Annotated in this window: 19 protein-coding genes and 1 pseudogene; 9 read left to right on the forward strand and 11 right to left on the reverse strand. The window is 67.3% G+C overall.

Annotated features, from left to right (window positions below; translation table 11 throughout):
* The first annotated feature begins 4 nt into the window (after positions 1–4).
* The 4 genes and pseudogenes from OG874_RS03635 to OG874_RS44625 form a co-directional block, all read left to right on the forward strand.
* Entirely contained in the window at positions 5–304 is a 300-nt protein-coding gene (locus OG874_RS03635; protein ID WP_330253707.1) for a hypothetical protein, read from the forward strand.
* Positions 301–1,527, forward strand: a complete 1,227-nt coding sequence (locus tag OG874_RS03640; protein WP_330253708.1) for a DUF6973 domain-containing protein — start codon at positions 301–303, stop codon at positions 1,525–1,527. The genes OG874_RS03635 and OG874_RS03640 overlap by 4 nt, the downstream gene beginning before the upstream one ends.
* An 8-nt stretch (positions 1,528–1,535) precedes the next feature.
* The gene (locus tag OG874_RS03645; protein ID WP_330253709.1) at positions 1,536–2,051 is read left to right on the forward strand and encodes a hypothetical protein; all 516 of its coding nucleotides are present in this window, start codon (positions 1,536–1,538) and stop codon (positions 2,049–2,051) included.
* Positions 2,052–2,820: 769 nt separating this feature from the next.
* Positions 2,821–3,156: pseudogene (locus OG874_RS44625) on the forward strand (nuclease-related domain-containing protein); the annotation flags it as partial.
* Between the two features lie 492 nt (positions 3,157–3,648).
* Here the strand turns inward: OG874_RS44625 and OG874_RS44630 are convergent.
* From OG874_RS44630 to sucB, 6 genes are all read right to left on the reverse strand, one after another.
* A complete protein-coding gene (locus OG874_RS44630; RefSeq protein WP_442943376.1) occupies positions 3,649–4,032 on the reverse strand; it encodes a pentapeptide repeat-containing protein in 384 nt (127 codons plus the stop codon).
* 715 nt (positions 4,033–4,747) lie between these two features.
* Positions 4,748–5,764, reverse strand: coding sequence for a lipoyl synthase (lipA, locus tag OG874_RS03655; RefSeq protein WP_330253711.1), 1,017 nt, complete (start codon positions 5,762–5,764; stop codon positions 4,748–4,750).
* A gap of 21 nt (positions 5,765–5,785) precedes the next feature.
* Entirely contained in the window at positions 5,786–6,520 is a 735-nt protein-coding gene (gene lipB / locus OG874_RS03660; RefSeq protein WP_330253712.1) for a lipoyl(octanoyl) transferase LipB, read from the reverse strand.
* Positions 6,521–6,706: 186 nt separating this feature from the next.
* Positions 6,707–7,240: a GNAT family N-acetyltransferase gene (locus OG874_RS03665; RefSeq protein ID WP_330253713.1), complete on the reverse strand. Its 534-nt coding sequence runs from the start codon at positions 7,238–7,240 to the stop codon at positions 6,707–6,709.
* 109 nt (positions 7,241–7,349) lie between these two features.
* Complete coding sequence (locus tag OG874_RS03670) at positions 7,350–8,255, reverse strand: TIGR01777 family oxidoreductase (protein ID WP_330253714.1); 906 nt, start codon at positions 8,253–8,255, stop codon at positions 7,350–7,352.
* Positions 8,256–8,277: 22 nt separating this feature from the next.
* Positions 8,278–10,062, reverse strand: coding sequence for a 2-oxoglutarate dehydrogenase, E2 component, dihydrolipoamide succinyltransferase (sucB, locus tag OG874_RS03675; protein ID WP_330253715.1), 1,785 nt, complete (start codon positions 10,060–10,062; stop codon positions 8,278–8,280).
* 259 nt (positions 10,063–10,321) lie between these two features.
* Here sucB and OG874_RS03680 point away from each other — a divergent pair, with 259 nt between their 5' ends.
* Positions 10,322–10,684 (forward strand): oxidoreductase, encoded by a 363-nt coding sequence (locus OG874_RS03680; protein ID WP_330253716.1) that lies wholly within the window; start codon positions 10,322–10,324, stop codon positions 10,682–10,684.
* A gap of 130 nt (positions 10,685–10,814) precedes the next feature.
* Here the strand turns inward: OG874_RS03680 and OG874_RS03685 are convergent, their stop codons facing one another.
* Positions 10,815–11,444 (reverse strand): peroxiredoxin-like family protein, encoded by a 630-nt coding sequence (locus tag OG874_RS03685; RefSeq protein ID WP_330253717.1) that lies wholly within the window; start codon positions 11,442–11,444, stop codon positions 10,815–10,817.
* An 85-nt stretch (positions 11,445–11,529) separates the two neighbouring features.
* Here OG874_RS03685 and OG874_RS03690 point away from each other — a divergent pair, with 85 nt between their 5' ends.
* The gene (locus OG874_RS03690) at positions 11,530–12,459 is read left to right on the forward strand and encodes an AraC family transcriptional regulator (RefSeq protein WP_330253718.1); all 930 of its coding nucleotides are present in this window, start codon (positions 11,530–11,532) and stop codon (positions 12,457–12,459) included.
* 5 nt (positions 12,460–12,464) lie between these two features.
* Here OG874_RS03690 and OG874_RS03695 read toward each other — a convergent pair whose 3' ends face one another.
* Complete coding sequence (locus OG874_RS03695; protein ID WP_330253719.1) at positions 12,465–14,003, reverse strand: leucyl aminopeptidase; 1,539 nt, start codon at positions 14,001–14,003, stop codon at positions 12,465–12,467.
* 390 nt (positions 14,004–14,393) lie between these two features.
* Here OG874_RS03695 and OG874_RS03700 point away from each other — a divergent pair, with 390 nt between their 5' ends.
* The 3 genes from OG874_RS03700 to OG874_RS03710 are packed head-to-tail and all read left to right on the forward strand — an operon-like array spanning position 14,394 to position 17,310.
* Positions 14,394–15,002 (forward strand): GNAT family N-acetyltransferase, encoded by a 609-nt coding sequence (locus OG874_RS03700; RefSeq protein WP_330253720.1) that lies wholly within the window; start codon positions 14,394–14,396, stop codon positions 15,000–15,002.
* A gap of 49 nt (positions 15,003–15,051) precedes the next feature.
* A complete protein-coding gene (gene gcvT / locus OG874_RS03705) occupies positions 15,052–16,152 on the forward strand; it encodes a glycine cleavage system aminomethyltransferase GcvT (RefSeq protein ID WP_330253721.1) in 1,101 nt (366 codons plus the stop codon).
* A 57-nt stretch (positions 16,153–16,209) separates the two neighbouring features.
* On the forward strand, positions 16,210–17,310 hold the full coding sequence (locus tag OG874_RS03710) for a branched-chain amino acid aminotransferase (protein ID WP_330253722.1): 1,101 nt from the start codon (positions 16,210–16,212) through the stop codon (positions 17,308–17,310).
* Between the two features lie 67 nt (positions 17,311–17,377).
* Here OG874_RS03710 and OG874_RS03715 read toward each other — a convergent pair whose 3' ends face one another.
* The 3 genes from OG874_RS03715 to cobT form a co-directional block, all read right to left on the reverse strand.
* Positions 17,378–18,091 (reverse strand): MBL fold metallo-hydrolase, encoded by a 714-nt coding sequence (locus OG874_RS03715; RefSeq protein WP_330253723.1) that lies wholly within the window; start codon positions 18,089–18,091, stop codon positions 17,378–17,380.
* A gap of 207 nt (positions 18,092–18,298) precedes the next feature.
* On the reverse strand, positions 18,299–19,048 hold the full coding sequence (locus tag OG874_RS03720) for an adenosylcobinamide-GDP ribazoletransferase (RefSeq protein WP_330253724.1): 750 nt from the start codon (positions 19,046–19,048) through the stop codon (positions 18,299–18,301).
* A 241-nt stretch (positions 19,049–19,289) separates the two neighbouring features.
* Positions 19,290–20,390 carry a nicotinate-nucleotide--dimethylbenzimidazole phosphoribosyltransferase gene (gene cobT / locus OG874_RS03725; RefSeq protein WP_330253725.1) on the reverse strand — a complete coding sequence of 367 codons (1,101 nt, stop codon included), beginning with the start codon at positions 20,388–20,390 and terminating at the stop codon, positions 19,290–19,292.
* Between the last annotated feature and the right edge of the window lie 118 nt (positions 20,391–20,508).

Raw genomic sequence — 20,508 nt, forward strand, 5'->3', positions numbered from 1 at the left:
TGAGATGTTCGAGATCGATCCTGCGCGAGTGCGTGAGCTCGCCAACGGCGTGCGTGGACACGCGACCACCATTGCTGGCAAGGCGCCGATGGCCGTCCCGGCTCGCGATGAGGCCCGTGCCGCGGCGAAGGGATCGCTGGCGCTGACTCGGGCCGAGGAGACGCTGAAAGCTCTTGATGGAGTGCTGAAATTCCATGCTGGACGGTTCAGCGGAATCGGGGATCTCGCGGAGAAAGCGGCGAACGACTTCGAGGACTTGGACCGGCAGCGCGCCATAGAACTCGATCAGGCAGGGCCGCGATGAGTGAAGCGACACCGCTGAGGATCTCGCAGGTACTGGCCTGGAATCTCAACCCAGCCGACGACCTGGCCCTATCCCTTAGTCGGGTAGCCGAGGAAATCGAAGCGGAAGTCGAAGCTGCCGCCAGCGCGCTCGCGGGCTCGTATGAGTACTTCAACACCGAGTCCGGCGAATCCGCTCGCCAGCGCGCTCAGGACGACCGCAAAGACGCGCTCACCACCGTCGACATCTACCAAGAACTGTCCGGGGTCATCGCTTCCACGACAGCCGTTTTCGAGGGCATGATTCTCCTGATTCGCGCGGCGATCAAGGAGGTGGAGGGCTCCGAATGGGATCTCTTCTACACGGATGACGGCGAGGTGATGTCGTGGAAGTCCAACTGGGAGTGGATGAAGAAGTACTGGTGGTCACCGGGCACCGCTATCGCGCATAAGGAACTCGAGGAGGCTCGGCTGACCGGTGGGCTGCGCGTCTGCTTGAACCGAATTCAGGAAGCGGACCTGATGGCAGAGGGAACGATTCAAGGCGTGCTCGAAAAGGTCCCGAATTCGGCCCGGCAGGCCCTCATCGCCATGCCGACCGATACCGAGCTGGCGAAGATCCTCACCGACTATCAAACGGACGCCACCAAAGAAACTGTGGTGTGGCCAAGCGGCTGGGTCCTCGACATCGTCCGTGGATGGGATCCGACCTTCAAAGCAGGGGCGATGCCGCGTGAGGAAGCCACTGCGCTGGAAAACTTGATCGGCAAGCATGGGCTCCTCGGCCTCAAGGAGTTCTACGACATCAAGACCGAGGCGGAGCAAGCCGCGAAGGACCAGTTCCCTGGATTCGATGTGGAGACCCAAGAACGAGTACTTTCCGATGGTCATGGTGATGCGTTCCGGCATGCGTATTGGAACGCGCGGATGACTCAAGAATTCGGCGAAGACTGGACTCAAACCTATACGACGGCGCACGAAAAGAGCGGCGGGAATCCGCCGGCTCGTGAGGCAATGGATTTGTACAACAATAAGCTAGGTCGTGAAATCGCCATCGATAACCGCGACGCAAGTCCGGAACAGTTGCGGACCAAGATTTCGGAGGCCATTCAGGATGGGCATGCGGTCGTGCTCAAAACGCCAGAGGGGCAATCTCAGCCACAGATAATCTGGAGCAATCAGGTGGGGGTCGCCGAAACCGATATCCAATCAGGGGTGGGGCTTCCGCTGCCCGGGAAGCGATGAGGACTGATATGAAGATCCGATATTTTGCCCTCGTTGCGGTGGCGGTGTCCATGATGAGCGCGTGCGAGCAGCCGCCATCCGCCGAGGAAGTATGTGGCTCGGACATTTTCGACTTCGGCAGTCGGCTCGAGCCATTGGGATCTGGTTCACGTCTCAAGGAGGAGATCGGTAAGGCGGCTGCCGCCAAAGCCGCGACTACCCTCGGCGATATCGCTCGCGATGCCGGATGGTCCGATAACTGGGATCGGATGATCACGGTCTACGCGGATCCGGACATCGACGAACTGAACAAGGCAGCACAGATCGACAGGCCCGAACCCTGTTGGCGGGGACTTCCGTACCACGTGAACTCCGATGGCCCATCGGACGGCTACTATCTGTTCCTCTCGAACAGAAAACGCGTGCAATCCGTGGGATGGGATACCGTCGTCCACCCTCCGCTGAGCCTGCGCCGTCATCCAGCACTCACACCGCAATCCGCGCTGGTTGTGGACAAGGACGGTAAACTCGTGCCCGCCAGTTGACGCAGCCGTCGTGGGGCAGAGAGAACGGCCGGACTCGCTGAGGAGTGCGATGAAGACGGTAAATTGCCCACAGTTCCTCCCTCTACTGACGGCGTGCGTACATTCTGTTGCCTACGGGTCGTCGAGGAGGCGAATCTGCCGCAATGGTTTGCCCTTTGGAAATAGCACGGTCCTCGTATGCCCTGTGATCAGGACATACGAGGACCGACGTGATGCGTTACTTCGGGACCTATCCGCCGATGCGCGCCAGGACCGAGCTGCGGGCTTCCTATGAGGCGGTGCCTTCCTGTGCGAGATGTGCCATGGCGGGAAAGATTTCGCGCCCGTGGTGGGCCATGGCTTGGGCGTCTCGCGCAGGAAGAATAGTCGACGCCGCTGCGGTGCCTGCAACCACTGGAAGACAAGCCGCCGGCTGAACCCCTGGCGGGTGCGGCGAGTGCGGATGGCGCCAGAACGGCGAGGGCGGCGGTCAGGCCGAGGGTGAGCGCGGGCGAGAGGGCGCGGGTGGCGTTGAGAGTGACGTGGTTCGGTGGGGGACAGAGCGCGACGATGCCGAGCGACACTCCCGTCGGGTGCCGCCCCGCCGGTATCGTTACACCTTTTTGTCGCCAAAACCCTGCTCTTACGGTGCCTTTCGGATTCTCGTGAGGCGTTCGCGCTGAATACCGTTGGTGGGTCGACTGTGCGGGCGAGATGGAGGGTGACCTCGATGCTGGTTGTCAACGAACGGGCGGCGGTTACGCGATCCGAGCAGTGCGTGCTCGACTGGATGCGAACCTGGACCGGCCAATATGTCATTGTGGGGCTTGCTATTTCGGGGTGCTACCTGCCCGACCGTAACTGTGGGGGGAAGGCGCGGGAGGCGGGTCTGGTGGTGATCACACCACGTGCGGTGGTCGTGATCGAAGCCGAGGGGACCGCACCCGAGGTGGCTACCGGGGTGCTCTCGGTGCAGGCCGACGGGCGCTGGCGGCTCGAGGGGGTCGAGGGCGATCCGGTTTCTGTCCGCGATAGCGACAGCAGTCCGCTCGACCAGGTGCGGAGCCATGTACTCGATCTGGAGGAGGTGGTGCGCCAGCGGCACCCGGACGCCTTCGTCGACGGATTGGTCGTGGTGGTGCCGCCCCGGGAAGGCGCCATCACGCTGGATATCGAAGCCTCCGAGCATGGTCACTGCGTGGTCCTCGGAACGTCGGCCGGGTTGCGGGCTTGGTTCCATCGGACGGCGAATCGGAAGCTGATCTGGACCGCGGAGCAGGCGCATGCGCTACTCGGCGAGCTTCACCTGTCGGACGTGGTTACCGTCGAAGATCTCGAGGCCGAGGGATTTCCGTCACAGTCGGGACGGCGTAAGCGTAGGGAATCGAGGGCGCTGGTGGGCGCTGCCCACGCGTCTTCCCCGCACGGTGCTATCTCGGATTCACCGCCGGTCGGCAGTTCGAGTGTGGCTGCTGGACAGACGGACTCGGCTGGGCTCTCGGAATCACGGTCCGCGTCGCCGGCCCGGCCGCAACCTTTCGATGCCGTCGAACTTGCCGTCGACGATCACTTGACGTCAGCGTCGGACGACTCGAGGGCGCTCGTCGGAACACTATCACTATCGAAGCACGATGGGCCGCAGTCCGTTTCGTCCGCGATAGTAGACCAGGGGATCGTACCCGGCGGACCGCAGCCCTTGTCGGCACCTCCCACGGCTCCGTACCCGCCATGGCTGCTGGCTGACATCGCGAGGGCGCAGGCGAGGGGTGCGAAACGCTCGCGGCGCGCGGCCGCCGCGCAGGCGTTGTCGCGTTCGTACGTATCCCTGCCGCAGGCAGATCCGCCGACGGCTGCGGCCGCTACCGATCAGGCTGCTACCAATCAACTCGCTACCGATCAACTCGCTACCGATCAGGTTGCTACCGATCAGGTTGCTACCGATCAGGTTGCTACCGATCAGGTCGATACCGATCAGGTCGATACCAATCAGGCGTGGCCGGATCGGTCGGCACCGCCATTGCCGTCGCCTTTCGCGGACCCCCGCCGGTCGTCGTGGGTCGACTCCGACGGCCCGTCGGACGACGGTAGGTCATACCTGCAGAACCTGACACCGACTCCACCGCAGGCTGAGCCGGAACCTCTGCGGCTGTTGTGGCAGGCAACTCCGCCCGCCGCCGCTGAGCGGCTGAACCAGGTTTCGTCTTCCCAGCGGGTATCCGCAGCACGCACGCGTACTTCGACCGCTTGGGCAAAAGGAGTTTCGACCGCGCGGTCGAAAGGACCGGACCTCATCCTCCAACTCCCGAAACACCTCCCGACTTTGCTGATCGTCGCGGTCGTCATCGCCACGATCTGGATACTGGTTTCGGCGGGGATCGACCCGCACCGCGCCGCGGTCCAGCCCCGCCCCGTGTCGAGCACCGCGACAGTCGCGCCGCCGGAACCACCGGCTCCGGCTCAGCCGCCTGCGCCACAGTGCTTTCCGTTCCAGCCGGTGTGTTGATCGGCGCATCGATCTTCATCAGCCTCGGCACCTGGCGTTTGCACCGCGAACCGACGGGATTCGCGCTGTACGTCCGACGTTGCCGGGCTCGCACCGACTACCCAGTGCCAGTCCCAACCGGAGTTGCCCGGCATCGGGTGCCCTGAAACGGCACGGTCCTCGTATGCCCGGTGGTCAGAACATACGAGGACCGAGGTGATGCACTACTTCTCGACTAGCTGCCGAAGCGGGCCAATACGGAGCTGGCCTCTTGGGAAGCGGTGCCCTCCTGGGCGAGATGTGCCATGGCGGGGGAGATTTCGCGGCCGTGATGGGCCATAGCCTGGGCGTACAACCGCCCCGCGCGGTAGGAGGAGCGGACCAGTGGTCCGGCCATTACACCCGCGAAGCCGATTTCCTCGGCCATCTTCGAGTGTTCGACGAACTCCTCGGGCTTTACCCAGCGGTCCACTGGGTGGTGGCGCGGGGAGGGGCGCAGGTATTGGGTGATGGTGAGGATGTCGCAGCCCGCCTCGTGGAGGTCGCGCATCGCTTGGGTGACCTCTTCGGGGGTTTCGCCCATACCGAGGATCAGGTTCGATTTGGTGACCAGGCCGTCCGCACGGGCCGCGGTGAGCACGGCGAGGGAGCGCTCGTAGCGGAAGGCCGGGCGGATGCGCTTGAAGATGCGCGGCACTGTCTCCAGGTTGTGCGCGAGCACTTCGGGGCGCGCGGAGAAGACCTCGGCGAGCTGGTCGGGGACGGCGTTGAAGTCGGGGATGAGCAGTTCGACGCCGGTGCTGGGGTTCAAAGCCTTGATGGCGCGGACGGTTTCGGCGTACAGCCAAGCGCCGCCGTCCTCCAGGTCGTCGCGGGCGACGCCGGTGATGGTGGAGTAGCGCAGGCCCATCGCCTGCACGCTCTCGGCGACGCGGCGCGGCTCGTCACGATCGAGTGCGGCGGGTTTGCCGGTGTCGATCTGGCAGAAGTCGCAGCGGCGGGTGCATTGCTCGCCACCGATCAGGAAGGTGGCCTCACGGTCTTCCCAGCATTCGAAGATGTTGGGACAGCCCGCCTCCTCGCACACCGTGTGCAGGCCTTCGCGTTTCACCAGGCCCTTGAGTTCGGTGTACTCGGGGCCCATCTTGGCTCGGGTCCGAATCCATTGAGGCTTGCGCTCGATCGGGGTCTCCGCGTTGCGCGCCTCGATGCGTAGCAGTTTGCGTCCTGCCGGTACTGAAGCTGAGGTCACTCGATCGACCTTACGCCTCGGCTAATCGGTTGCGGCGGGCGCTCCGGCCGGTGTGATGCGCGCGATATTGTGCTCGGTCACCGGGAGTTCGCCGTTGAGCGCGCGGGCGATCGCATCGGCCACGAGCGGCTTCACTTCGGCCACCGTCACCTCGCGGCCGAGTTCGCGCGTCAGCGTGGTGACTCCGGCGTCGCGAATGCCGCACGGGACGATCGCCTGGAAGCCGTCCAGGGCGGAATTGCAGTTGAGCGAGATGCCGTGCAGGGCGACACCGCGCTGCACGCGCACGCCGATCGAGGCGACCTTGCGCTCGGAGTAGAACTCGGTGGCCGGCAGCCACACACCCGAGCGGCTCTCGACCCGGCCGCAGGTCAGCCCGAGATCGGTGCACACGGTGATCAGCGCTTGTTCCAGCCTGCGCACGTACTGGACGACATCCACCGGCTCGGCGAGGCGCACGATCGGGTAGCCGACGAGCTGGCCCGGCCCGTGCCAGGTGATCTTGCCGCCGCGATCGACCTGCACCACCGGGCTGCCGTCGATCGGCAGATCATCGGCCTCGGTGCGGCGGCCCGCGGTATAAACCGACGGATGCTCGAGCAGGAGCAGATGGTCGGACCCCTGGCCTTCGGCCCGCTGCGCGGCGATCGACCGCTGCAGGTCCCAGGCGCTGTGGTAATCGATCAGTCCGAGATCCTCGACCACGATCGGGGTCGTATCGAATCTGGCAGACCAAGCGGTACGCGCGTCGTTCACGTACCTGACGGTACGCTGAGCCTGCCCCTCGGATAAAGGGACCCGATGTGGTAGATGCCACAGGGTTGCCAGGTTTAGTGATCACGGCTGCGGGGCAGGCTCGGTTATGGCGGCGGGCCTCGGCGCTCGCGCCGTTGAGGTATGCGCTGGGATGCGCCGAATTCCGCTGCTCGGGACTCGGATCCGTTAATCGCCCTCGACCGGCAGGGTCAGCTGCATCAGCGTCAGATCCATCCAGCGACCGAATTTGCGGCCCACCTCCGGCAATTCCCCGACTGTGCGGAAGTCGAAGCGTTCGTGCAGCGCAATCGATCCGGTATTGCTGGACTCGATGGCGGCGACCATGGCGTGCACGGTGCCCGCGGAACGGGCGCGTTCGATCAGCTCGGTGAGCAGGGCGCTGGCGACGCCGCGGCGTTGGAAACGATCGGCGACGTAGACCGAGTTCTCCACGGTGAAGCGGTAACCCGAGCGCGTCCGCCACGGGCCGTAGCTGGCGTAACCGGCGACCGCGCCGTCGATATCGGCGACCAGGATGGGCAGACCGGCGGCGGTGCGCTCGCGGAACCAGGCGTGCCGGTCGTCGAGATCGACCTGCTCGTGGTCCCAGATGGCCGTGGAGGTGGCGATGTTGGCGTTGTGGATGTCGAGGATCTCGGGCAGGTCGCCAACGTGTGCGTCCCGAATGACGGTGGCAGGTCGGGTTTCCAGCTCGGTCATCGATCTACTCCATTGCGGCGCTGGGTCTTCGGGATCAGCTGGGTCTTCGGGATCAGCTGGGTCTTCGGGATCAGCTGGGTCTCCAGGATCAAGCGCTGAGTCTCCGGGGTCATCGGTCGTCATCCCGGCCGAGGGCGGCCGCCAGCGCGGCACCGATGGTCTGATGCCGGAACGGATAACCCGCTTCCTCCAGCGCTGTCGGAATCGCCCGCGGTCCGCGCAGGATCGCCTCCTCGGCGAATTCGCCGATCAGCGCGCGTAATGCGAACGCGGGCACCACAAATGGGGTCGGCCGGTGCAGGATGCGGCCGAGCGCGCGATTGAATTCGGCGTTGGTGACCGGTGCCGGGCCGACCGCGTTGATCGGTCCGGTGAGGGTGTCGTGGGTGAGCGCGAACATGATCGCGCCGATCTCGTCGGCCATCGAGATCCACGGCGTGTACTGGCGCCCATCACCCAATCGACCACCGAGACCGAGCGAGTACAGCGGCTGCAGCATGCCGAGCAGGCCGCCGCCGTGCGACAGGACAACGGCACTGCGCAGCAGTACCGTGCGGACCCCCGCGTCGACGGCGGGTTTGGTCGCGGCCTCCCAATCCCGGCACAGGGAGGCGAGGAAACCCGAACCCGCGGCGGCGGTTTCGTCGACCACCCGGTTGCCGGTATCGCCGCCGTAATAGTGCACGCCGCTGGCATTCACCAGCACCGGCACGCCCGCGGCGGCGACCGCGTTGGCCAGGACGTCGGTCGGGGTGAGTCGGCTGTCGCGCAGCTCTTGTTTGTAGCTGCCGTTCCAGCGTCGTCGCCCGATGCCGGCCCCGCAGAGGTTGACCACCGCGTCGGCGCCACGCAGGCCCCGCTCGTCCAGATCGGCGCGAGCGGGATCCCAGCGATATTCGTCCGGCGCGTTGGGCGAGCGGCGTACCAATCGGGCGACCTCGTGCCCGTCGCGGCGCAGTGCCGCGACGAGCGCAGTCCCGATCAACCCGGATGAACCGGCGATCACCACCTTCATGGGCGACAGACGACCTTCCGGATTACAGGCCGAGATCAGCCTCGAACGCCGCTTCCTCGAGCCGGTGCCGGATCGTGGTCAGGAAGCGACCGGCGTCGGCGCCGTCGACGAGGCGGTGATCGTAGGTGAGCGGCAGGTAGCACATCGACCGGACGCCGATGGATTCGTTGCCGGTCTCATCGGTGACCACCACCGGACGCTTGACGATCGCACCCGTGCCGAGCATGCCCGCCTGCGGCGGCACCAGGATCGGGGTGTCGAACAGCGCGCCTTGGCTGCCGATATTGGTGATGGTGAAGGTGCCACCGGACAGCTCGTCCGGCTTGAGGCCGCCGTTGCGTGTCCGGTTGGCGATATCGGCGATGGCCCGGGCCAGTCCGGCCAGCGACAGGTCGCTGGCGTTGTGGATCACCGGGGAGAGCAGACCCTGCTCGGTGTCGACGGCGATGCCGAGGTGCACCGAGGCGTGGTAGGTGATCTCCTTGGTGGTCTCGTCGTAGCTGGCGTTCACGTTCGGGTGCACGCCGAGCGCCTCGACGACCGCCTTCGCGAAGAACGGCAGGAACGTCAGGTTGACGCCCTCGCGCTCCTTGAACGCGGCCTTGGCATGCGACCGCAGCGTCGCGATCTTGGTGACATCCGCCTCGTGCACCTGGGTCAGCTGGGCGGTGGTCTGCAGCGATTCCCGGGTCTTGGTCGCGGTGATCTGACGGATGCGACTCGCCTTCTGCACCGTGCCACGCAGATGCGCCAGCTGCGACGGGACCGCAGCCGGAGCGGCGGGGGCCTTCGCGGCGGGTGCGGCGGCTGCCGCGGGCGCGGCGGCGGGAGCCTGCTTGGCCTCCACGGCGGCGAGCACGTCCTGCTTGCGGATGCGCCCACCGACACCGGAACCGGTGATGGTGGCGAGGTTGACGCCGTTCTCCTCGGCCAGCTTGCGGACCAGCGGCGTGACGTACGGGGTTGCGCCGTTGCCGGAGGTGTCCGGCGCCGGAGCCGGTGCGGTGGCGACCGGAGCCGGGGCGGGCTTGGGCGCCGGAGCCGGGGCTGCCGGAGCGGGTGCGGCAGGGGCCGGAGCGGCGGCCGCGGGGGCCGGAGCAGGCGCTGGGGCCGGAGCAGGCGCTGGAGCCGCTGGGGCCGGGGCGGCGGGTGCAGGCGCCGGGGCGGCGGCCGCGGGGGCGCCGCTGCCGATCACACCGAGCTGTCCGCCGACGGCGATCACATCGTCTTCCTGCGCGGAGATCTCCAGCAGGGTGCCCGCGACCGGCGACGGGATCTCGGTGTCGACCTTATCGGTGGAGACCTCGAGTAGCGGCTCGTCGACGGCGACCTGGTCACCGACCTGCTTGAGCCAGCGGGTGACGGTGCCCTCGGTCACCGACTCGCCGAGCTCCGGCATCTTGACCGGAGTGCCCGACGCGGCGGCGGGGGCGGGTGCGGCGGGAGCCGCTGGTGCGGGGGCCGGGGCCGCGGCGGCGACCGGCGCGGGGGCCGGTTCCGGTGCGGGCGCCGGGGCGGGGGCAGGCGCGGCTTCGGGGGCGGGTGCGGCGGCAGGTGCGGGCGCTTCGCCCGCTTCGCTGATCACACCGAGCTCGCCACCGACCTCGACGACGTCATCCTCTGCGGCGACGATCTTCGACAACACGCCCGCCGCGGGCGACGGGATCTCGGTGTCGACCTTGTCGGTGGAGACCTCGAGCAGTGGCTCGTCGACCTCGACCGTGTCTCCTTCCTGCTTCAGCCACCTGGTCACCGTTCCCTCGGTGACGCTCTCACCAAGAGCCGGCATCTGGACGGAGAAGGCCATGTCCGTTGACTCCTCTGACTGCTCGACGGGTTCTACAACAGTTGATCTCACTGCGGGCACCCATCGCGGGTTGCGATGGATGCCCGAAAGCCACCGATCATTGTGCGTGGCACCGGAGATCTGTGTGGTTCTTGTACCGCGATCCATCCTTGCACTCGTCCGCGAGACGTGTAGCACAGGGCAGCGAACTGCACAGTGCTGGCAAGATGGAATGACCGGTGCTGAGCACTCGGTCGCAGGTGAAAGGAGGTCGGCGTCGTTGGGTTTGCTGGATCGTTTCCGGAGCGGCGCGGCCCGGGGTGGCGGCGCTTTACGTGGTGGTGTGGGTAGCGGTGCGGACGCCCGCTATCTGGCCGAGTGGGTGCACACCCGTATCGGGGTCGAAGGCTACATAGAGCCGAAGACGACCATTACCGATGTCACTGTCGTGTTGATCGCGGCCGACGGGGAATGGACGCGGCGCATCGTCGGCGAGCGCGGCGCGCGGCGGCTAGCCGGTGGTTTGCGGATCCCTGTTTACGACGTCCGCAAGACCGGTTATCCACAACGGATGCGCGATTACGACGCGCGCAGGCGGGTGGAGCGCCAACGGGCGGTCGAACGCGATTTGCGCGACCAGTAGCGCTGTTCGTTTCGTTCAAATTGTTCGCGGCGCGTGTCTGTCACCGGTGCGCTACTCAGATGCGGTACGCACGTTCGAGGCCAACGGGCGGGTTCTGCGCTCGGCTGCGATGTGCCCGACAGTCCGCGGCTTACCCGTCGAGCGCCGCCAGGATGTCGGAGACCTCGGCGCGCTCGCGGAAGTCGCCATTGCGGAATGCGTAGGTGATCCGCCCGTCCGTCCCGATGACGTAGGTCGCGGTGATCGGTAGTTGCCAGCCGGTGCCGGACAGGTCGGTGCCTGCGGTGACGAAGGCGTCGCGGATGTCCTCGGCGATAGTGAAGACCAGACCGTACGCGTCGGCGATCTCGTTGCCGGGGTCGGTCAAGACGTCGAATTCCAGAGCGTTGCGCTGCGCCGTGGACGAGGAGTCGTCGGGGGATTCCGGTGCGACGGCGACCAAGCGCGCGCCGCGAGCGCGGAATTCGGGCAGCGCGGCCTGCAGAGTGCGCAGTTCGAGGTTGCAGTACGGGCACCAGCCGCCGCGGTAGAAGGACAGCACGACCGGGCCCGCGGTGCGGGCGGTGGCGAGGTCGAATTTCGCTCCGGCCGTGTCGGTCAAGGTGAATCCCGGTGCGATGGCGCCGACATCGACGGCCTCCCGACCGAGATCGGTGAGCGTTTCGGCATGGGCATCGACGCGGGCCAACAGGTTGGCCGGAACCTGGTTGCTGATCTGCTCGCGAAGAGTTATTCGCTGTTCGGAGTAGCTTTTGATCATGTGGCCAACGCTACGGCCGTCCGGGTCTCGCGACCATGACCGAGCAGCGCTGTTTCATAGCCGAAAGTCTCATATCCTGAGTGTCATGGATGTGTTGACCGACGTGCTCGCCGCGACCAAGCTCGGCGGATCGGTGACCGCGAAGCTGACCGCCGTTGCGCCGTGGGGTATTCGGATGGATGACGTGCCGAAGGCGACGTTCCATGCCGTCATCCAGGGCAGCTGTTGGCTGCGGCGTCCCGGCGTGGGACCGGTGCAACTGGCGGCAGGGGATTTCACGCTGATGCCGACCGGTATCGGGCATGCACTGTCGAGCGCGCCCGACAGTGCGCTGGTCCCCAATGAACTGGTCGAAACCGATGACGTCCCACGCAGATCCATTCGCATCGAGGGCACCGGCGCAGAAACAAAACTCATCTGCGGTGCCTACCGGTACGATGCCTTTCCATCGCACCCGTTGCTGCGTCTGCTGCCGCCACTGGTGCATCTCCCGGCGGGGCAATCGCCGGAACATCGTGAATTGGCCGACACGCTGCGACTACTCGCCACCGAGGTCGAGCGGGAACGTCCCGGCGTGCAAACCATCGCCGACCGGCTGGTCGATATCGTGTTCGTCCAGGTGCTGCGCCTGTGGTCCGCGAATCGGGCCGGTGCGGGCGCGTCTTGGCTTGCGGCGCTGCGGGATCCGGAGGTCTCGCGCGCGATGGAGTTCATGCACGAAGATCCGGGGTGGGCATGGACCGTCGAGGAATTGGCCGGGAAGGTCGGCGTCTCGCGCGCCACGCTGGCCCGGCGGTTCACCGCGTTGGTCGGCGAACCGCCGCTGACCTATCTCGCGCGCTGGCGGCTGGAGCTGGCTGCGCGACGGTTACGTGACAGTCCGGATTCGGTTGCGGCCGTAGGTAAGAGCGTCGGTTACGCATCCGAATTCGCGTTCTCCCGCGCCTTCAAACGCGCGCACGGCGCGTCTCCGGCGAACTTCCGGCTGTCGGTCCGCGCACGGACCGACAGCTAGCCCGCCTACTCCGTGATGCTGTCTTCGACGGCGATATCTTCGATGACCGAGACCAGGGTGCGGACCGGGACGCCGGTGCCGCCCTTGCCGATGTAGCCGAACGGGCCGCCGGTGTTGTAGGCCGGGCCTGCCACGTCCAGGTGCGCCCACTGCACGCCCTCCGGGACGAACTCCTGGAGGAAGATCGCGGCCGAGAGCATGCCGCCCCAGCGGTGCGGGGCCACATTCGCCAGGTCGGCGACCTTGGAGTTCAGATCGGCGCGTAGTTCGGTGGGCAGCGGCATGGCCCAACCGTTTTCTCCGGCCAGGCGGGAGATCCGGGCGACGCGGTCGCGGAAGTCGTCGGTGCCCATCACGCCGGGGGTGCGGGTGCCGAGGGCGACCAGCTGGGCGCCGGTCAGGGTGGCGACGTCGATGAGGTACTCCGGTTCGTCCTCGCCGGCGCGCACGATCGCGTCGGCCAGGATGAGGCGGCCCTCGGCGTCGGTGTTGAGTACCTCGACGGTCTTGCCGCCGTACTGGGTGAGCACGTCGCCGGGGCGCTGCGCGGTGGCCGAGGGCATGTTCTCCGCCATCGGGACGGTGGCGATCACGGTGACCGGGAGGTCGAGTTTGGCGGCCGCGATGGTCGCGGCGATGACCGCGGCGGCGCCCGCCATATCCGAGGTCATGTTCTCCATATTGGCGGCGGGCTTGATGGAGATGCCGCCGGTGTCGAAGGTGATGCCCTTGCCGATCAGTGCGACCTTCTTGTCGCCGCCGCTATAGGTCAGCCGCACCAGTCGGGGCTGGCGCGAGGAGCCCTTGCCGACCCCTAGGACGCCGCCGTAGCCGCCGTCGGCGAGCGCCTGCTCGTCGAGGATCTCCACCGCCAGACCGGCGGCCTCGCCGAGTGCCTTTGCGCGGGCGGCGAATTCGGCCGGGTACAGGTGGCTGGGCGGGGTATTGACGAAATCGCGTGCGATGGCGATGGATTCGGCGATCACCCAGTCGTGGTTGAAGCCCTTGCGGTAGGACGCGCTGGGGTCACCCACCAGCAGCTCGACCTTGCGCACCGGGTACTCGTCCGGTTTGCCGTTGGAGTTCTCGGATTTGAACGAGGTGAAGGTGTACGCGCCGAGGAAGAACCCTTCGGCGGTGGGGCCGATACCGCCCTCCAGCCCCGACAGCGTGGTCACGGCCAGGCCGACACCGGTCAGCGAACGCGCGGCCACACCTGCCGAGCGGCGGATCTGCTCGGCGTCGATCTTCTCCGCGGCGCCGAGTCCGACGGCGAGCACGCTCTTCGCGCCGAGACCGGTGGGTGCGGGAATCCGGGTGAGTTCTTCGGCCTTGCCCTTCGCACCGACGGCGCGCAGCTGTTCCTCCAGCGTCGCGCGCACCTGCGCGGAGAGGATGCCGTCGACGAAGTCGTCCTCCAGGGTGGCGATCGCCGGGCCGTCCGCACCGGACACCAATCCGATCACCAGTACGTCGGTGTCGGGGCCGATGGTGTCGACCAGGTCCAGTTCCGGTCCGAGCGAGCGATCTGCAGCAGCGGTCATGGGCACAGGCTATTCGGTCGGTGGCGGGTGGCGCACTGTGACGTCGCCGGGGCGCAGTCCGGACCTGCGGTTTTTGCGGCGGTGTCGGATGTCGGCCGTTAGCATTGGCGACGAGGAAGATCGTTTCGCGGCCCACCCCCTGCCCGAGGGCGGTCCGACGCTGCTGCCGATGGGGTTCGCGGCTGACCGAGCGGCACGGGCCCGAGTCTTCGGGGCGGGGGAATCCGGGTGAGTTCCTTCGACCTCGCCCGTCGCGCCGACGGCGGGCAGATCAGCTCGGACGGTGGACACTGCACTCCGACATCGTCGACCTGCGCGTGTGGCGATGCCCGAAACTGGTCCATACATTGGTGAAAGGCGGATCGTTTCGTTGGTGAAAGGGTTGACCTGATGACAGCGCTCACGGTTCGGCGGGCAGACGGCGACCTTCGCGAGGTGGTGCTCGAGGCATTCGCCGCCGGCTGCGTCGACGAGGTAGTGAACGCGTGGGTGCTGGAGGGCTATCCCATCGAGCGGTTCCTCTCCGCCTACACGCCCGCCATAATCGACCAGGCGCTGCGTGACGACGAGGTGTGGGTCGCGGGGGCCGGGGACGAGATCTGGGCGGTGTCGTTGTGGCAGCACATCACCTCGGCGGCGCGATTCGAGGCGGAGGCCGTCGAAGCGGCGCAGCGCGCGGCGGCGGCACCGGAGCTGCGCCCGCTGCGCCGAGCGTCCACGGTCATGGCGCTGCTCGCCCGGGAACATCCGCGGGAGTTTCCGCACCGCTATCTCCAGGTGATCGTCACGGTCCCGGAGCATCGGGGTAACGGCGCGGGCGCGGCGATACTCGCCGATCGGTTGAAAGCTGCTTCGGACGAGGGGATTCCGGCGTTTCTGGAGGCCAGCACGGAACGCTCCGCGCGGTTGTACACGCGCATGGGATTCGTGTCCGACGGCACGGCCCACACCCTGCCCGAGGATGGTCCGACGCTGCTGCCGTTGTGGTATCGCGGCTGACCGAGCGGCACCGGCCCGAGTCCGCGGGACGCGGCGTTAAGCTCGCCGGGTGACCGATACGACTCTGCTGCAAGGCCCGATCCATGACGTGCACGTCGAGCTCGGGGCGAAGTTCGCGCCGTTCGGCGGGTGGGAAATGCCGGTGTCGTATGCGGGGACGGTCGGTGAGCATCAGGCGGTGCGCACCACCGTCGGGCTGTTCGATGTGAGTCACCTCGGCAAGGCGACCGTGCGCGGGCCGGGCGCGGCGGAGTTCGTGAATTCGGCGCTCACCAATGATCTCGGTCGGATCCGGCCGGGGAAGGCGCAGTACACGCTGTGCTGTGCGCCCGACGGCGGTGTGATCGACGATCTGATCGCCTACTACGTCAGCGATGAGGAGATCTTCCTGGTCCCCAATGCCGCCAACACCGCGGCGGTGGTGGCCGAGTTGCAGAAGGTGGCGCCGGCGGGCATCACGGTGACCGATGAGCACCGCGAGTACGGCGTATTCGCGGTGCAGGGCCCGCGGTCGACGGAGGTCCTCACCGCACTCGGACTGCCGACCGATATGGAGTACATGGCCTACGCCGACGCCGAGTGGGACGGCCGCCGGGTCCGGGTCTGCCGCACCGGTTACACCGGCGAACACGGTTACGAGCTGCTGCCGCGCTGGGCCGATGCCGCGCCGCTGTTCCGCGCGCTCGTCGAGCAGGTCCGCGCGCACGACGGGCAACCCGCTGGGCTGGGAGCCCGCGATACGTTGCGCACCGAAATGGGTTATCCGCTGCACGGACACGAACTGTCCCTGGAGATTTCGCCGGTGCAGGCGCGGTGCGGCTGGGCGGTCGGCTGGAAGAAACCCGAGTTCTGGGGCAAAGCCGCACTGGAGCAGGAGAAGTCGGCGGGGCCGCGGCGAATCCTGTTGGGGCTCGAGGCGCTCGACCGCGGTGTGTTGCGTCAGGGGCAGAGCGTATTGCGCGACGGCGAACCGGTCGGCGAAACCACCTCGGGCACCTTTTCACCCACCCGGCAGATCGGCATCGCCCTGGCCTTGATCGACACCGAGGCGGGCCTCGAGCCCGGTACCGAGGTCGAGGTGGACGTGCGCGGACGCCGCCTGCGCTGCGAGGTCATCCGTCCGCCGTTCGTCCAGGTCCGGACCTCCTGACCCGAGCTTGCCGAACACGCGCGTCGCGGCGGATCGGCGCCGGATAGGATCAGGCTCATGACCGTTGCCGCACAGTTCACCCGTCTTCCGCATCCCGCGCCCACCCCGGCGCAGCGGGTACAGGAGATTCTGGTGGCACCGGGGTTCGGACGCTTCTTCACCGACCACATGGTCTCCATCGACTACACCGAGGGTGACGGGTGGGGCAATGCCCGCGTCGAGCCGTACGGGCCGTTGGCGATGGATCCGGCGACGATGGTGTTCCACTACGGACAGGCCATCTTCGAGGGGCTGAAGGCCTACCGCCAGAACGACGGCAGCGTCTCCTGTTTCCGTATCGACGCGAACGCGACGCGCTTCCGGAAGTCCGCGCGCCGGATGGCGATGGCGGAGCTGCCCGAGGAGCTGTTCATCGAGTCGGTGCGTCAGCTGCTCGAGGTCGACGGCAGCTGGGTGCCCGCGGCCGGCGGCGAGGAGTCGCTGTACCTGCGGCCGTTCATGTTCGCCACCGAGACCGGGTTGGGCGTCAAACCCGCCTCCGCCTACAAGTACCTGCTGCTGGGTTCGCCTGCGGGCGCGTACTTCCCGCGCGGGGTGAAGCCGGTGCGGGTGTGGTTGTCCACCGAATACGTGCGGGCCGCACCGGGCGGCACCGGTGAGGCGAAGGTCGCGGGCAACTACGCGGCCTCACTGCTGGCGCAGGCGCAGGCCTCCGAGCAGGGGTGCGACCAGGTCGTCTGGCTGGATGCCTGTGAGCGCCGCTATGTCGAGGAGATGGGTACCAACAACCTGTTCTTCGTCTTCGGTTCCGGCTCCGAGGCACGGCTGGTCACTCCCGAACTGTCGGGTTCGCTGCTGCCCGGCATCACCCGCGACTCGCTGCTGACCCTGGCCGCCGATGCGGGCTATGTGGTCGAGGAGCGCAAGGTTTCGGTCGAGGAGTGGCGTAAGGGCGCCGAATCCGGTGAGATCACCGAGGTTTTCGCGTGCGGAACCGCCGCAGTCATCACGCCCGTCGGCTGGGTTCGTTCCGCCGACGGTGAATTCGCTGTCGGCGGTGGGGAACCCGGTGAGGTCACCATGGCGCTGCGGGATACGTTGACCGGAATCCAGCGCGGCACCTTCGCCGATATCCACGGGTGGATGCGCGGAATGTAGTCCTGCCGGTCCCCGCGAGCGGGACATGACGGTGACTGTTTTGCGCGGCCACGTCCCGTTCGCGAACTCAGCTGGGCATGAACATATGCCATTCCTCTAGCGTCTGCGGGCGCATCACGTAGTTGGTGTCCTTGACCGAGGACAGTGCGGCGAAGGGTTCCTGGGAGTACCAGTGGCCCGGGTAGACGACGGGGTCGCCGGACAGACCTGCCAGATAGCGCAGGCTGCGGAACATTTCGTCGGAGTCGCCGCCCGGAAAGTCGGTGCGGCCGCAGCCGTCGACGAAGAGCGTGTCGCCCGCGATGAGGCGATTGTCGAACAGGAAGCACTGGCTGCCCGGAGTATGGCCCGGGGTGTGCAGCAGTTCGATGTCGAAGGCGCCGACGCTGATCTTGTCGCCGTGCTCGTGGCCGGTGAGTTCGCTGGGCGCGATACCGGTGACGTTGGCGACCCAGGACAGCTCCTCGGCATTCACGTGCACCGGAACGCTGGTCTTCTCGAGCAGTTCGCGCACCCCGCGCAGCGTGAAGCCGAGCATGGTGCCGCCGACGTGATCGGGATGGTGGTGGGTGGCGAGCACCCCGGTCAACCGCAATCCGTCGCCTCCGGCGATATCGACCAGATCGCCCGCCGCATACGCCGGATCGACCACAACGCACTCCCCGGACTCCCGATCGCCGATCAAATACGCGAAGTTCCGCATCTGCGTCGCGATCGGATCACCCACGGCGAAGTCTCGACCGGATAACAGCTGACGAAAATACAGGCGCTCGGAAGACATACCGCTCACCTTATTGCCCGACCCAGACAATGCGCGCACCACGCCAGCTATCGCCCCATCTTCGGTGCTTCCGGCCCGGTTCCGGCGATGCCAGATGTAGCGGACAATCGTCGATGCGGCGGATGGCACACCCCCTGCCGTGCTGGCGGCCGCTGGACCGCAGCGCTGGCACCACCCGTCCGCGTCCGGTCGACCAGGGCCCAGTTTTCAGGTGCCGAGGGATAGTCCGGCGGCGGTGACCGCGACGGATATTTCCAGTGTTGCGCCGAGGATGTCACCGGAGAGTCCGCCGAAGCGGCGGGTGGTGTGGCGGACCAGTACTGTCGAAATGCCAAGGGCGACAAGCACAACGAGTGGGCCGAGCCAGCGGTGCTCCGGGACGGCGAAGATGGCGGCGGCAAGGGCGAGCACCGCCCAGAGCGCCGAAGTGATCGGGCGCTGCGTGCCGGCGACCAGCGCACCGAAGCCGGTCTCGGGTGCGGCATCGATGCCACGGCGACAGGCGATAACCACTGCCACCCGTCCCACGGCCACCGCCAGCACCACCGCGAACCACCGGTCCGCCTGCGCCAGCCCCGCGAACGAAAACGCTTGAACCCCAACGGCGAACACGATCGCGGCCACCCCGAACGGCCCCGCACCACCACTTTTCATGATCTGCCTGGCCCGCTCGGGCGAACCATAGGACCCCAACCCGTCCATGGTGTCGGCCAGCCCATCCAAATGCATACCCCGCGTAATAAGCGCCAGCCCCGCAACCACCACCAGCCCCGCCAGCGCCGCACTAGCCCCAAGCCACACCAGCACCCACAACAACCCGGCCGCCCCGACTCCGAGCCCGGCCCCGACCACCGGCGCCAACGCAATTGCCCGCCCCGCCGCCCCGCGATCAACGCTGTCCGGCCCACGCACCGGCAACACCGTCAACCAGGACACCACGAGCCGCAGTCCATTCACGTCATCGACCCGACCCGGACGAGGCCGCACCAGCGCCCCTCGAGCCCCGCCGGTGCATCGGGAACCGCACCGCACGCTGGCATGTGGCCGCTGTTGTCATTCGGTGCGGTCCGAGCGGGCCGTCGGGCCCGGCGGTGCATCGCGAGTTTGGCGGCAATCGGATTCGCCGACATTGCGGCCGCCTGATCGGCCGCCCGGACGCAGGCGAGGGTGCGGTGCGTGAGCGGGTGCGGCCGCCTGCTCATTTCTGCAGGTTCGGCTGCTGGGCTGCGCCGGTCTCCGGTGTGTCTTCGGTGTCCGAATCGGCCGTGCTCACACCTGCTTCGGCGAACGTTGCCATTTCGGCGAGGGTGGCTACGGCGGCGCGGAGGATGGGGAGGGCGGTGAGGGCGCCGGAGCCTTCGCCAAGCCGCATGTCGAGGTCGAGGAGGGGATCCAGGCGCAGGTGTTGTAGGGCGAGAGTGTGGGCGGGTTCGGTCGATCGGTGGCCCGCGAGCCACCACGTGCTTGCGCCCGCGGCGAGGTCCTCGGCGACCAGGGCCGCCGCGGTGACGACGACACCGTCGAGGATGACGGGGGTACGGCGGGTCGCGGCTTGGGCGAGGAAGCCCGCCATGGCGGCGAAATCGGCGCCCGCGGCCACCCGCAGCAGTTCGACCGGGTCCTTGGCGGCGGGGCGGGCGCGACGCATGGCGTCGCGGATCGCGGCTACCTTGCGGACCCAGCCCGCGTCGTCGATGCCGGTGCCGCGGCCGACGGCGGCGATCGGTTCGGTATCGGTGAGGGTCGCGATGAGCACCGTCGCCGGGGTCGTATTGCCGATGCCCATATCGCCCGCGATGAGTAGGTCCGCGCCCGCGTCGATCTCCTCGTCGGCGATCGCCTTGCCCGCGGCCAGTGCGGCCTGGATCTCGTCGTCGCTGAGCGCGTCCTCGCGGTCGATCGCCCCGCTGGAGCGGCGCACCTTGTGCTCGGCGACCCGCGGATCGGTATCGGCGTCGACGGAGATGTCGACAACGCGCACGGTCGCGTCCGCCACCGCGGCCAGCGTATTCACCGCCGCGCCGCCGCCGAGGAAATTGGCGACCATCTGCGCGGTCACCTCACTCGGATACGCCGAAACACCATGGCGCGCAACACCGTGATCCCCGGCGAACACCACCACCCGCGCCCGCTCGAACTGCTTCGGCGGGCACACGCCCTGGCACGCCGACACCCAGTTCCCGAGCGTCTCGAGCCGCCCGAGCGCTCCACCGGGTTTGGTCAGCTGCGCCTGCCGCTGCTCCGCCGCCGCCCGAATCTGCGCATCAGGTGGCGCAACTGGTCCGAATCCGTCTATCACAATCGAGCCTTTCCGGGTCGGGGCAGTTCATTCCTACACCGCGCAGTCCTTACCCCGCCCAATCTTGCCGCCACCCCCGCCACCCACCCCAACTGCCCCTCAGAAGGACTGCCGACCG

It is taken from the genome of Nocardia sp. NBC_00565 (genome assembly GCF_036345915.1).
Classification (GTDB): domain Bacteria; phylum Actinomycetota; class Actinomycetes; order Mycobacteriales; family Mycobacteriaceae; genus Nocardia.